The 246-nt window shown below is 36.6% G+C and carries 1 pseudogene; it reads right to left on the reverse strand.

Annotated features, from left to right (window positions below):
• A pseudogene (locus LI149_RS15250) lies at positions 1–246 on the reverse strand (RNA-guided endonuclease TnpB family protein); the annotation flags it as partial.

Here is a 246-nt window from a genome sequence, read left to right on the forward strand (position 1 = left end):
TACGCTGTAATCTGCGTTTCTGTTTTTCTAGTTTCTTTACTTTCTGACTCTTATTGATGTTCTTATACTTAACGGCATCAGAGCAGACAGCTAAGTCTTTAATTCCTAAGTCTATGCCAACTCCATCATCATTAAGTGTTTCCTTGCAGTCAGGAAATTCTACACATACACTGATCCACCAGTTCAATCCATCAAAGGATATTCTCGGATTCATATATTTAACATCTGTTGGAATACGTCCATGTT

Origin of the sequence: Dorea sp. 210702-DFI.3.17 (assembly GCF_020560825.1) — a bacterium.
Taxonomy (GTDB): domain Bacteria; phylum Bacillota; class Clostridia; order Lachnospirales; family Lachnospiraceae; genus Dorea; species Dorea formicigenerans.